This window comes from Streptomyces sp. NPDC004610 (assembly GCF_040609715.1).
Lineage (GTDB): Bacteria > Actinomycetota > Actinomycetes > Streptomycetales > Streptomycetaceae > Streptomyces.
Genome location: NZ_JBEXLA010000065.1, coordinates 17,679 through 30,586 on the forward strand (window position 1 = coordinate 17,679; position 12,908 = coordinate 30,586).

Annotated in this window: 10 protein-coding genes and 1 pseudogene; 6 read left to right on the forward strand and 5 right to left on the reverse strand. The window is 71.1% G+C overall.

Annotated elements, in window-relative coordinates; genetic code table 11:
* Positions 1–705: 705 nt before the first annotated feature.
* Both ABZX40_RS40065 and ABZX40_RS40070 read right to left on the reverse strand, forming a co-directional pair.
* Positions 706–1,623, reverse strand: coding sequence for an ornithine cyclodeaminase family protein (locus ABZX40_RS40065; RefSeq protein ID WP_355750414.1), 918 nt, complete (start codon positions 1,621–1,623; stop codon positions 706–708).
* Between the two features lie 20 nt (positions 1,624–1,643).
* The gene (locus ABZX40_RS40070; protein WP_355750417.1) at positions 1,644–2,729 is read right to left on the reverse strand and encodes a multicopper oxidase domain-containing protein; all 1,086 of its coding nucleotides are present in this window, start codon (positions 2,727–2,729) and stop codon (positions 1,644–1,646) included.
* Between the two features lie 299 nt (positions 2,730–3,028).
* Here ABZX40_RS40070 and ABZX40_RS40075 point away from each other — a divergent pair, with 299 nt between their 5' ends.
* Complete coding sequence (locus ABZX40_RS40075; protein ID WP_355750433.1) at positions 3,029–5,458, forward strand: ThuA domain-containing protein; 2,430 nt, start codon at positions 3,029–3,031, stop codon at positions 5,456–5,458.
* Between the two features lie 68 nt (positions 5,459–5,526).
* A complete protein-coding gene (locus ABZX40_RS40080; RefSeq protein ID WP_355750436.1) occupies positions 5,527–7,698 on the forward strand; it encodes a family 16 glycoside hydrolase in 2,172 nt (723 codons plus the stop codon).
* A 108-nt stretch (positions 7,699–7,806) separates the two neighbouring features.
* On the opposite strand, the gene ABZX40_RS40085 is transcribed toward ABZX40_RS40080, so the two are convergent.
* Entirely contained in the window at positions 7,807–8,079 is a 273-nt protein-coding gene (locus tag ABZX40_RS40085) for a hypothetical protein (protein WP_355750420.1), read from the reverse strand.
* Between the two features lie 301 nt (positions 8,080–8,380).
* Here ABZX40_RS40085 and ABZX40_RS40090 point away from each other — a divergent pair, with 301 nt between their 5' ends.
* Positions 8,381–8,569: a hypothetical protein gene (locus tag ABZX40_RS40090; protein WP_355750422.1), complete on the forward strand. Its 189-nt coding sequence runs from the start codon at positions 8,381–8,383 to the stop codon at positions 8,567–8,569.
* Positions 8,570–8,660: 91 nt separating this feature from the next.
* On the opposite strand, the gene ligD is transcribed toward ABZX40_RS40090, so the two are convergent.
* Positions 8,661–9,671, reverse strand: a complete 1,011-nt coding sequence (gene ligD / locus ABZX40_RS40095; RefSeq protein WP_355750424.1) for a non-homologous end-joining DNA ligase — start codon at positions 9,669–9,671, stop codon at positions 8,661–8,663.
* Positions 9,672–9,746: 75 nt separating this feature from the next.
* Between ligD and ABZX40_RS40100 the strand changes: the two genes are divergently transcribed.
* Entirely contained in the window at positions 9,747–10,814 is a 1,068-nt protein-coding gene (locus ABZX40_RS40100; RefSeq protein WP_355750427.1) for an ATP-dependent DNA ligase, read from the forward strand.
* 224 nt (positions 10,815–11,038) lie between these two features.
* Positions 11,039–12,007 (forward strand): DUF3048 domain-containing protein, encoded by a 969-nt coding sequence (locus ABZX40_RS40105; protein WP_355750439.1) that lies wholly within the window; start codon positions 11,039–11,041, stop codon positions 12,005–12,007.
* Between the two features lie 76 nt (positions 12,008–12,083).
* On the opposite strand, the gene ABZX40_RS40110 is transcribed toward ABZX40_RS40105, so the two are convergent.
* Positions 12,084–12,554: a MarR family transcriptional regulator gene (locus ABZX40_RS40110; RefSeq protein WP_355750430.1), complete on the reverse strand. Its 471-nt coding sequence runs from the start codon at positions 12,552–12,554 to the stop codon at positions 12,084–12,086.
* A gap of 260 nt (positions 12,555–12,814) precedes the next feature.
* On the opposite strand from ABZX40_RS40110, the pseudogene ABZX40_RS40115 reads away from it, so the two are divergent.
* Positions 12,815–12,908: pseudogene (locus ABZX40_RS40115) on the forward strand (succinyl-CoA--3-ketoacid-CoA transferase); the annotation flags it as partial.

The following is a 12,908-nucleotide window of genomic DNA, read 5'->3' on the forward strand; positions in this document are numbered from 1 at the left end:
GGGGTGCGCGGTTCCTCGCGCCCCTGGGGGAGTTGGGCTACGGCGGCGTGAGGAGTGGGGCCCCCGGCCGGGGCCGTCCGTGCGGGCCAGTCGTGGCTGGTCGCGCAGTTCCCCGCGCCCCTGGAGGGGGTTGACCTGCGGCGGCGAGTGGAGCGGGGCCCTCGGCCGGGGCCGTCCGTGCGGGCTCGTCGTGGCTGGTCGCGCAGTTCCCCGCGCCCCTGGAGGGGGTTGACCTGCGGCGGCGTGAGGAGTGGGGCCCTCGGCCGGGGCCGTCCGTGCGGGCTCGTCGTGGCTGGTCGCGCAGTTCCCCGCGCCCCTGAAGGGGGTTGGGCCGTGGCGGCGTGAGGAGTGGGGCCCCCGGCCGGGGCCGTCCGTGCGGGCTCGTCGTGGCTGGTCGCGCAGTTCCCCGCGCCCCTGAAGGGGGTTGGGCTGCGGCGGCGAGTGGAGTGGGGCCCTCGGCCGGGGCCGTCCGTGCGGGCTCGTCGTGGCTGGTCGCGCAGTTCCCCGCGCCCCTGAAGGGGGTTGGGCTGCGGCGGCGTGAGGAGTGGGGCCCTCGGCCGGGGGCGTCCGTGCGGGCTCGTCGTGGCTGGTCGCGCAGTTCCCCGCGCCCCTGGAGGGGGTTGGGCTGCGGCGGCGTGCATAGTGCCCCGGGGCGCCCCTGAGGGGGTTGGGCTGAGTGGCGTGTCTGGGAAAGTGCTGCCGTGGTCAGGACAGAAGGTCCACGTTTGCGCCCCTCGACCCGGGGGTGTTGTAGGCCAGCCAGGTCAGGGCGAGGTCCTGCCAGGGGAGGCCCACGGGGGCGTAGACCGTTCGCTGGGTGGGGGTGGTGCGGCCGGGGTGGGTGCCTCGCAGGATGTCGGCGAGGGTCGTGTCCGGCGGGAGGCCCGCCGCGGCCGGGGCGCCCATCTGCGTGGACAGCTCGCGGTCGTCCACGACCAGCAGGGACTCCGCGAGGAGGTCCGCGGCCAGTTCCTGCTTGCCGGGCTCGTCGGCGCCCAGGCTGGTGAGATGGGTGCCGGGGCGGGTGTCGGAGAGGGCGAGGAGGGGGGCTCGGGACCAGGTGGCCAGGAGGATGATGTCCGACGCCGCTGCGACCTCGGGCGCGTCCGCCACCGACCGGCCCCCGTACCGCGCCGCGAACGCCTCCGCGCGCGCCGGGTCCGTGTCCGTCACCACCAGGTCGGTGCGCGGGCGGAGCGTCGCCAGGCCGCGGACCATCAGGTCCGCCTGCGCGCCCGCGCCGATCACCCCGACCCTCGTGCCGTCGCCCGCGAGGGCATGCGTGCCGAGGGCGGCGGCGAGGCCGGTGCGCCAGGCGGTCAGGGTGGCGGAGTCGAGGAGGGCGAGCAGTTCGCCGTCCCGTCCGCCGTGCAGGCAGACCACTCCGCGCAGGGCCGGACGGGCGGCCGGGAACTTGGCGTTGACCTTGACGGTGTAGGCGTCGATGCCGGGCAGCAGACCGGGGATGAGGGCGGTGGCCGTGCCGGGGAACGGGAGGTCGGTCCGTATCCGGCGGCCGTCCGCCTCGGCGGGGGCGCGGACGAACCCCTCCCGCAGCGCGGCGATGCATTCCGCCGGGTCCAGCAGGGCTTCCAGATCACTTCGGGTGAGCAGTCGGGTCACCCCGCCATGATGCCCGGGGGTCAGTGCGCGTGCCCGGACTCCCCGCCCGGCCTCGGCTCCGTGGCCGCCCCGCCCGACTTCGGCGCCCCCGCTCCCTCCGGCTCCGCACCCTGCGCCGCCGCGCCCCCCTCCCCCGTCCCCTTAGGCGGCGCCGCCGCCCCATGGCCCGCGTGCGGGTCGTAGCCGGGAATCGTGCCGTCCGGTTTCTTGACCAGGAACAGGCCCACCATGCCCATGTCGGAGTGGGACTGGACATGGCAGTGGTACATCCAGGCGCCCGCGCCCACCCCCTCCCCCGCGATCACCTGGAAGCCGAAGGAGTCCGCGGGGCCGACGATCTTGTTGTCGATCACCTGGCTGGGGTCGTCGGGGCCGGTGAGGAGGCCGGTGCGGTTGTCGGCCCAGCGGTGACCGTGCATATGGAACGTGTGGTAGTACTCGCCGTGCGTGATCATCACGAACTCGACCCGGTCGCCGACGGTGGCCTCGAAGTCGGGGCCGGTGTGCGCGGGGCGGTTGTTGATGTTCATGTCGTTGAAGACGACGGTGTGGGTGCGGTCGGGCAGGATGTCCCCCTTGCGGCGGACGATCACCGGGCCGTACAGACCGTTGCGGATGCCACCGGTGCCGTGCACGGTGCCCACCACATGGTCGTGGTAGTGCCAGTAGCCCGCGCTGCCGGCCCGCCAGGTGCCGTCCTTGCGGCGGCCCGGGGCATGGGTGCGCCAGGTGTAGGTGCGGGTGGCGCCGGGCTCGACATGGCTGTTGTTCATCTTGGTGCCGTCGCTGGTGATCTCGTAGTCCAGGCCGTGGACATGGAGGCTGACGGCCACGTCCATGGTGTTCTCGAACTCGATGTGCAGGGTGTCGCCCTCGTTCAGCTCGATCAGCGGTCCCGGGACGCTGGCCTTGCCTTTCTCGAAGCCGTAGCCCATCTTGCCGCCGTCCAGCCGCTCGGCGTAGAGCTTGATCCGGCGGGTCTCGCCGCCGGCCGGGGCGGTACGGGCCGGGCCCTCGGCGCTCACGGCATCGGGTCCCAGGGACAACGATGTCGCGACCGCCGCGCCGCCCAGCAGCACCCGCCGGTTGAATCCGCGTCTGTCCATGCCGAACTCCCCACGTCGGTACGGGATTCGAGACGGTAGCCGGGAGTCCGGGGGTTTTTCCACACTCAGGACAAAGTTTGTTTCTTCACGGTCATACCTATTGGCGAATCGAGCAAAGAGGTCTAGCTTCCTTGGCGCCGACTGTGAACCGACGAGGGACGGAAGACCACATGCGGTCCACGACGCACCAAAGACCCTTTCCCGCACCGGATTCGGGGACACCGGGACAGCCGCCGGGACAGCCGCCAGGACCACGACGCGCCGGGAGAAGGGCCGGGCGGCGGGCCCTGACCGCCGTGCTGGCCGCCGGGTTCGTCACCGCAGGCCTGCTCTCGGGTCCGTCCGCGAGCGCCCGCCCGGCCCCAGATCCGTCGCTGACAACGATGTCCATCAAGTCGCCCCCGGGCGGCGCGAACGTACGCGTGCTGGTGTTCTACGGCTCCGCGGCGGGCGGCGAGGAGTCGCCCGTGGTGAACGCCGGGATCGAGGCGATCGAGAAGATCGGGCTGTCCGCTCCGGCGGGCCAGCGGTACACCACCGAGGCGACCGACGACGCCTCGGTCTTCACCAACGCCACACAGCTGGGCCGCTACAACGCCATCGCGTTCGTCACCGGCGGCGGGGACATCCTCGACCCGGAGCAGGAGGCCGGTCTGGAGGCGTACATGGAGGCCGGCGGCGGCTTCCTGGGCGTCCATGACGCGGCGCGGGCCGAGCCCTACTCGGACTGGTTCACCGGGCTGATCGGTGCCCGGCCGGCCGCGTCCAGCCCCACGAACGTCCAGCGCGCGACGGTCGAGATCGGCGACCGTCAGCACCCGGCGACCAAGGGGCTGCCGCTGACCTGGAAGCGGCCCGACGTCTGGTCGAACTGGGTGAAGAACCCGTCCGGCGAGGTGCACACGGTCGCCCGGGTGCGGGAGTCGACGTACAAGCCGGGCGCGAGCGCCCATGGCTGGGACCATCCGGTGAGCTGGTGCCGCGACTACGACGGCGGCCGGTCCTTCTACACCGGGATGGGCGGTACCGCCGCCGCGTACGACGAGACCGACTTCCGGGCGCATCTGCGCGGCGCGCTGCTGTGGACCACCCGGCTGGTGCAGGCCGACTGCAAGGCCACCATCACCGGCAACTACAGAGCCGAGCGGCTCACCCAGCCCAATCAGCCGGGCCAGAACGACCAGATCGGCGAGCCTCATGGGCTGGTCACCGCGCCGGACGGCCGGGTGTTCTACATCGGCCGGGGCGGTGCCGACTCCTCGCAGCCGGTGATCAGGGACTGGAACAACCCGGACATCGGCAAGGGCAAGGGCGAGATCCATGTCTACGACCCGAAGACCAAGCAGGTCACCCTGGCCGGGGCGCTGACCGTGTTCGGCAACAAGGGCGGCGGGGACGAACTGGTCAAGGTCGAGGAGGGGCTGCTCGGGATCGAGCTGGACCCGGACTTCGCCGCGAACGGGTGGGTGTATCTGCACTACACCCCGCACGACCGGATCGACCGGGACACCCGGATGGCCGAGCGGCGGGTCTCCCGGTTCACGCTCGACCAGGCCACCGACAAACTGGACCTGGGCAGCGAGAAGGTGCTGCTGAAGTGGCCGGTGCAGATCCACAGCTGCTGTCACGCGGGCGGCGGGATGACCTGGGACTCACAGGGCAATCTGTATATCGCGACCGGTGACAACAACTCCAGCGGGTTCAGCGGCGGTTACTCGGGCAACAACCCACAGCCCAGCTACAAGGGCGTCTCCTTCGCCGACGCCCGCCGCACCGCGGGCAACACCAACAACCTCAACGGCAAGATCCTTCGCATCCACCCGGAGCCGGACGGGACCTACACCCTGCCCAAGGGGAACCTCTTCACCGGCAAGGAGCCCGACGAGGGCGGCGGCAAGACCCGCGGCGAGATCTATGTGATGGGGGTGCGCAACCCGGCCCGGATCTTCGTGGACCAGCAGACCGACATCCTGTACGCGGGCTGGGTGGGCCCGGACGCCGGGTCGCCGTCGACGACCTGGGGCCCGGCGAAGTACGACACCTTCGCCGCGATCACCGAGGCGGGCAACCGGGGCTGGCCGTACTGCATGGGCAACAAGCAGCCCTACCGGGACCGCAATCTGCCCGATCCCGCGCAGCCACTGGGCTGGTACGACTGCGACGCGCCGAAGAACGAGTCGCCGAACAACGACGGTCTGGTCAATCTGCCGCCGGTGACCGGCAACAACATCTGGTACTCCCCGCAGGGCGGCGGCCCCGACTTCCCGCGCGACGCGAACGGGGTGCCTTCCTACAAGCAGGAGGAGTCGACGTACGCGCTGCCCTGGCTGAAGGGTGGTGGCCAGGCCGCGATGAACGGGCCGGTGTACCGCTACGACAGCGCCTCGCAGAGCGCGGTGAAGTGGCCGTCGTACTGGGACGGCAAGTGGTTCGTCGGTGACTTCTACGACGCCGACCAGCCGCGGAACGCGGTCGTCATGGATCCGAAGACGGTCGGTTCCGGCGGGATCCCGGTGCACTCGGAGTCGCTGAAGAAGATCGTGCCGGTCGGCAACGACGGCATCAGGAACCTCATGGACTGGAGATTCGGTCCGGACGGCGCGCTGTACGCGCTCGACTACGGCCGGGGTTTCTTCACCTCGGACGGCAAGTCGGCGCTGTGGCGGGTCACCTACACCGGCGGCGGCCCGACCCCGGCCGCGGGCCAGCTCGCGAAGGGGGCCAAGTGAGACGCCAGGGAACGGCGAGAGGACCGGGACGGGGCCGGCTGTGCACGGCGCTGCTGGCGGCCGTCCTGATGATGCTGGGGCTGGCGTCGGCGCCCGCCCTCGGGCAGCAGCCGGCCGCGCCCGCCGCTCCGGCGGCGCCCGCGGCGGAGCAGACGCTGACCTGGACGGCGGGCGATCCGATCGACCGCTATCTGTCGGCGCCGCAGACCGCGGTGGCCGGTCCGGCGACGATCGTGTTCGAGAACAGCACGGCGACCGGGAACACCACCGGGATGCCGCACACCCTGACGTTCGTGACCAGCGACCCGGAGTTCAACAGCGATGTGCAGCTGAACATCCTGGCCAATCCGTCCGACGCCAATGGCGGCAAGCACACCGCCCAGGTCAATCTGACCCCGGGCCGCTACTTCTACCACTGCACGATCCCCGGCCACGGCATGATGCAGGGCATCCTGGTGGTGACCGAGGGCAGCGGCGAGGACACCACCGCCCCGACCGCGTCCGCGCGGGTCACCGGCACGCAGAACACCCAGGGCGAGTACGTGGGTTCGGCGACGGTGGCGGTCGAGGCGAGTGACGAGTCGGGCGGCTCGGGCGTCGACCGGATCGAGTACGCGATCGGCGACGAGGGCGCCTGGCAGCCCTACACCGCGCCGGTGGTCGTCGACCGGGTCGGGGCGCACATGGTGCGCTACCGGGCGGCCGACAAGGCGGGCAATGTCTCGGCGGAGAAGGCCGCGGAGTTCACCGTCGTCGCCCCCCAGACCGATGACACCACCGCCCCGGAGACCTCGGCGACCGTGACGGGCGAGCGCAACCCGGACGGCACCTATGTCGATATGGCGACGGTGACGGTCTCCGCCTCGGACACCGGTTCCGGCGTCAACACCATCGAGTACGCGATCGGTGCCGACGGGGCCTGGCAGCCGTACACCGCGCCGGTGATGGTCCACCAGGTCGGCGCGCACACCGTCCGCTACCGGGCGACCGACAAGGCGGGCAATGTGGCCGCCGTGAAGAGTGTGCAGTTCACGGTGGTGGCGGCGCCGCCCGAGGACACCACGGCCCCGGTGACGGGTGTCGCGGTGGACGGCTCGCGCAACTCCGACGGGGCGTACATCGGCAACGCCAGGGTGACGGTGACGGCGACGGACGAGGGCGGTTCGGGTGTCGACCGGATCGAGTACTCGCTCGACGGCGGCCCGTATCTGACGTACTCCGCGCCGGTGGTCGTCGACCGGGCGGGGGCGCACTCCCTCGCCTACCGGGCGACGGACAAGGCGGGCAACACGGCGGCGGCGCGCACCGCGCACTTCACCGTGGTGTCGAGCGGTCCGCCCGCGCCGAACTGCGCCGAGTACGACGAGCGGCTGACGGTGATCGTCGGCACGGTCGACTCGGGGGTGCCGAACCGGCTGACCGAGAACCGGTGCCGGATCAACGAGCTGATCGAGGACGAGAAGCAGTGGACGTCCCACGCGCTGTTCCTCAAGCATGTCAAGACGGTGCTGGACCGGCTGCGCAAGGACGGGGTGATCGACAAGCGCGAGTACAACACCATCACCCGGGCCGCCAAGCAGTCCGGCATCGGCACCCCGGGCCAGACCACGGGTTACAGCCCGATCTTCGACGGCACCGCCTCCTCCTTCGCCAAGTGGCAGCAGGTGGGCGGCGGTTCTTTCGCCCTGAACCCGGACGGCTCGATGACCAGCGGCACCACCACCGCGGGCATGGGCATGCTGTGGTTCCCGCAGCGCAAGTACGGCGACTTCTCGCTGCGCCTCCAGTGGCGGGACGACGCCCCGGGCACCGGCAACGCCAACTCCGGTGTCTTCGTGCGCTTCCCGGGCGTGCTGAACCATCCGGAGGAGTCCCGGCCGGAGTGGGTCGCCATCAAGTTCGGCCATGAGGTGCAGGTCCTGGACCGTCCCGACGGCGATATGTACAAGACGGGCTCGGTCTACGGCTTCGACCGGGTGGGTCTGGCCGGCGCGGGCGTGACCCAGAAGGGCACCTGGAACGACTACGAGATCCGGGTGGTCGACCAGCACTACTCGGTGTACCGCAACGGTGTGCTGATCAATGAGTTCGACAACACCGGTGGTCAGGAGTTCGTCCCGCCGCGCGGGGACGACCCGGGCACGGACGGACGCCGGTACGCCTCCGGCTACCTCGGGCTCCAGGTGCACGGGACCACGGATGTGATCTCGTACCGAGACATCCGGATCAAGGAGTTGTAGACACCGCGAGCCGACACCGCGAGTGACGCGGCTGGCGACACGGCGAAGCGCCTGCGACCGGGGGAGCGGTCGCAGGCGCTTCGTGCGGTTCGCCCGGGGGCGATCCGGTCAGGGGCGCCAGAGTTCCAGGGCCCACTGGCCGGGGGCGATCTCGTAGCAGTTGAAGTAGGACGCGCCGGCGTTCATGACCGCCCAGTTACCGGCGTAGAAACAGGCGCCCTGGCTGGAGTAGGTGCCCCAGGGGACCCATCGGGTGGGGCCCACCTGGGTGTCGGAGGCGGAGGCGGGGCTCGCGGCCTGGGCGGCCGGAGCGGCGATCAGTCCGGCGGTGGCGACCGCGCCGACCACGGCGGCGGTGGCGAACATCTTGCGCAGGGACATGAGGGTGGGCCCTCCCTTTCGTCGGGGTCATCAGGGTTCCGCCCGTGATGACACGGGGAAGATTGGTCCAGACCTCCTGGTCCACACAAGCGGGAATGGTGCATTCCGTGACTAATTGGCTGATATATAGATCATCAGTCCGAAAACCGCCGATCCAAGAACGTCAGAACGCGATCGATCCGTGAACCCCGGGAATCGCTGGATCGATTCAGCAGACTCATTCGAGTGACGAATGGGAAATGGGCGCACACATCAGGGCAGGCTCGACCCGACACAACCGCCGCTTCCTTGGAGGAAGTTCATGCCCCGTATCGCAGCCGTCGCCCTCGGCGCCCTCGCCCTGGTCGGCGTCCTGTCCGCACCCGCCGTCGCCATTCCGGACCCGATCGCCACGGTCGACTGCGCCGTGCAGGAGGTGACCGGACTGATCTCGCTCGGCGGTCTCGGGGTACCCGCCGAGGTGCCGGGGACCGCCTGTCTGGCGCCCTGAGCGGCGACGGAGGCCGGGGGCCGGTTCCGGGCACGCCAGGACGGCGGGCGCGGGACCGGCCCCCGGCTGTTTCCGGCCCTCTCGGGCCCGGTCAGTCCTTCTTCGCTCGGCTCGGCTGCACCCGTTTCGGCTCGCCCGGCATCTTCGGGTACTCCGGCGGATACGGCAGATCACCGAGGCCGTGGTCGCGTTCGTCGCGCGCGGCGAGGTCGAGCAGGGACTCCAGGGAGTAGCGGTGGTCGTCCATGTCGGCGTGGACGTCACCGGCCTCGGCGAACCGGACCGGCATGGTCGCCAGATCGAAGTCCCTCGGGTGCGCCACCCCGACCTCCTCCCAGCGCAGCGGCGCCGAGACGGGGGCGTGCGGGCGGGGGCGCACCGAGTAGGCGGAGGCGATGGTGCGGTCGCGGGCCGTCTGGTTGTAGTCCACGAAGATGCGCTCGCCGCGCTCCTCCTTCCACCACTTGATGGTGACCCGGTCCGGCATCCGGCGCTCCAGTTCCCGGCCCACGGCGATGGCGGCGCGGCGCACCTGGGTGAAGGTCCAGCGCGGTTCGATCGGCACGAAGACATGCAGCCCGCGTCCCCCGGAGGTCTTGGGGAAGCCGCGCAGTCCGCCGAACTCGTCCAGCACCGCGCGCAGTTCATGCGCGGCGCGCACGGCGTCGTCGAAGTCGGTACCGGGCTGGGGGTCCAGGTCGATGCGGAGTTCGTCGGGGTGGTCGACATCCGCGCGCCGCACCGGCCAGGGGTGGAAGGTGAGGGTGCCGTACTGGGCCGCCCAGACCACGGCCGCCTCCTCGGTCGGGCACATCTCGTCGGCGCTGCGCCCGCTGGGGAAGGTGATGTGGGCGGTGGGGATCCAGTCGGGCATGTTCTTGGGCGCCCGCTTCTGGAAGAAGGACTCCCCGGTGACGCCCTCGGGGTAGCGCTCCAGGGTGGTCGGCCGGTCGCGCAGGGCACGCAGGATGCCGGGGCCGACGGCGATGTAGTAGCGCGCGAGGTCCAGCTTGGTGAACCCGCGCTCCGGGAAGAACACCTTGCCGGGACTGGACAGCCGTACGGTCCGGCCGGCCACCTCCAGCTCCACCGCTTCACCCATGCGAGCCACGGTAGGCGGGCCGCCCGTACCCCGCATATCGGGCAGAACACCACTACCGGGCGGAGAATCTTTGGCATGGATCTCCCGGTGATGCCACCCGTGAAGCCGATGCTCGCCAAGTCCGTGGCGAAGATCCCGCCGGGCATGCAGTACGAGGCGAAGTGGGACGGGTTCCGGGCGATCGTGTTCCGCGACGGCACCGAGGTGGAGCTGGGCAGCCGCACCGGAAAGCCGCTGACCAGGTACTTCCCCGAACTGGTGACGGCCCTCAGGGACCGGGTGCCGAAGCGCTGCGTACTGGACGGCGAGATCGTCATCGCCCGTGGCGGACGGCTGGACTTCGACGCGCTCACCGAGCGGATCCACCCGGCGGACTCCCGGGTCCGTCAGCTCGCCGAACGCACCCCGGCGTCGTTCGTGGCGTTCGACCTGCTCGCGCTGTACGACGACGCGGTGCTGGACGTGCCGCTCAGCGACCGGCGGGCGCTGCTGGTCAGGGCGCTGTCCGGGGTCACCGCCCCGGTCCATCTGGCCCCGGCGACCACTGACACCGCACTGGCCGCGCGCTGGTTCGAGCAGTACGAGGGGGCCGGGCTGGACGGGGTGATCGCCAAGCCGCCGACGCTGCCGTATCTCCAGAACGAGCGGGCCATGTTCAAGATCAAGCATGAGCGCACGGCGGATGTGGTGGTGGCGGGCTACCGCTTCCACAAGAGCGGCCCGGTGGTCGGCTCCCTGCTGCTCGGGCTCTACGACGACCGGGGTGTCCTCCAGCATGTCGGGGTGTCCGCCGCGTTCTCGATGAAGCGCCGGGAGGAGCTGATCGGGGAGCTGGAGCCGCTGCGGATGGCTGATGCCGCCGGGCATCCGTGGGCGGCCTGGGCGGACGAGGCGGCGCACGCGGGGGCGCGGCTGCCGGGGGCGCCCAGCCGCTGGTCCGGGAAGAAGGATCTGTCCTGGGTGCCGGTGCGGCCGGAGCGGGTGGCTGAGGTGGCCTACGACCATATGGAGAACGGGGCGCGGTTTCGGCATACGGCGAGGTTTCGGCGGTGGCGGGGGGATCGGACGCCGGAGAGTTGTACGTATGGGCAGTTGGAGGAGCCGGTTTCTTATGACTTGGGGGAGGTGTTTGGGGGTGGGTGAGGGAGCGTGACAGCTGCGGGCCGGTGGGGCTTGTCGCGCAGTTCCCCGCGCCCCTGTAAGGCGGGCGCTGTACGCCCCCGCGCTGTGTCGTTCGGCCCACTTCTCTCCCGTCCAGGTGAATCCTCGGGGCGCTCCTGAACGCTCGGACAATCGGTGGGTATGGCCATCCAACGACCGATAAGCGCACAATCAGGTACATGAGTGGGTGGGTGGCGACGGTGGGTATGGGTCGGAGACGGCGGATCACACGGGCGGCGGCGCTGCTGGTCGCGGCGGCCACGGTCTCGGTGACGGCGAGCTGCACCAGCGGCACCGGCAAGGACGACGGCCGTGCCCCGGTGAGCCCGCCCCCGGCCACCTCGGAGAGTCCCCGGACGGCCACCGGCCCGGTACTCGCCGTGAAGATCGACAATGTGCCGCAGGCCCGGCCGCAGACCGGGCTGGACGCGGCGGACATCGTCTATGTCGAGCAGGTCGAGGGCGGGCTGAGCCGGCTGATGGCGGTCTACGCGACCCAGCTGCCGGAGGCGGTCGGGCCGGTGCGCAGCGCGCGGGAGAGCGATCTTGAGCTGCTGCGCCAGTTCGACGAGCCGATGCTCGCCTTCTCCGGGGCGCAGAACAAGCTGCTGCCGGTGATCGACGCGGCGCCGGTGCACGCGGAGTCGCCGGGCACCGCCTCCGACGCCTACTCCCGCTCCGCCGACCGCGCCTCCCCGCACAACCTGTATGTGCACCCCGGCAAGCTGCTCTCCGCCCCGCCCGGCGCCGACGCGCTGACCACGGGGTTCCGGTACGGCCCGGCGCCGTCCGGCGGCACCCCGGTGAACTCCACGACCGTGCGCTTCCCCGCCGCCGAGTACACCTTCACCTGGTCCCCGCAGCGGGACCGCTGGCTGGTGGCGATGGACGGCCGGGAGGCGGTCACCACCGACGCGGGGGCCGTCGCCCCGGCGACCGTGGTCGTCCAGCACGTCACTGTCCGCCCGTCCGCCCTCCATGACTCCAACGGCAACTACACCCCGTACACCGAGAGCGTCGGTTCGGGTACGGCCGAGGTGCTGCGGGACGGGAAGGCGTACGACGCCCGGTGGGACCGTCCGGACGCCTCCGGCGGGACCCGGTTCACGACGGACGACGGCAAGCCGCTGAACTTCGCGGACGGGCAGGTGTGGGTGGTGTTCGCCGAGAAGTGAGCGGGCGCCTCCCTCCTGCGCGGACGCCTCCTGCGCGGACGCCTGCTCAGTGGACGCCTGGTCAGTGGATGCCTGGTCAGGGGGCGGTCCGGTCGGCGGTCGGCTCCGTCGGGTTGCGGAGTCCTTCCGCCGCGTCCGCCACCCGGCGGATCAGTTCGAGGAACTGGGTGCGCTCGTCGCTGGTCAGCGGGGCCAGGAGGACCTGGTTCATCCGGGCCGCGCGCACCGAGAGGCGGCGGTGGGTGCGGGTGCCCTCGTCGGTGGGGCGCAGCAGGAAGCGGCGGCCGTCCTGCGGGTCGCGGACCTTGTCGAGCAGGTCCCGGCGGCCGAGCCGGGTGATCACCTCGGCGATGGTCGAGCGGTCGAGCCCCACCCTCTCCCCCACGGTCCGCTGGTCGAGGCCGGGCTCGGCGACGAGCGCGTTCAGGACGGCGAACTGCGGTGAGGTGATCTCCTCGGACACCATCGTGTTCCACAGCAGGTAGTGCGCCTGCTGGAGCCGCCGGGCGAGGTGCCCGGGGTGGGTGGAGATGTCCACCGCGGCCATATGCGCTCCCGTGGTCCGGATCCTGTGGTGATGCCTGATGGCATCAATTCGTTGGTGCACTGAACGATACCGGGCCACGGCACCCTCTGCTCCCGGCCCGGCACCCATCCTGATCCGGAGATATTCCAGCTCTTGACGGTTCCACCGTCCCGGTGGCAGCGTGAGGGACGGCTCGAACAAATAATCAGTGCCCTGACTAATCCGGCCGTCGCGACGGCCCTCGGACCGGTCGGGACGCCGGACAGAGAGGGGGCTCGGGGATGGACAAGGTGGTCGCCTCGGCCGCGGTGGCGGTGGGTGATGTGCCGGAGGGCGCGTCGCTCGCGGTGGGCGGTTTCGGGCTCAGCGGGGTGC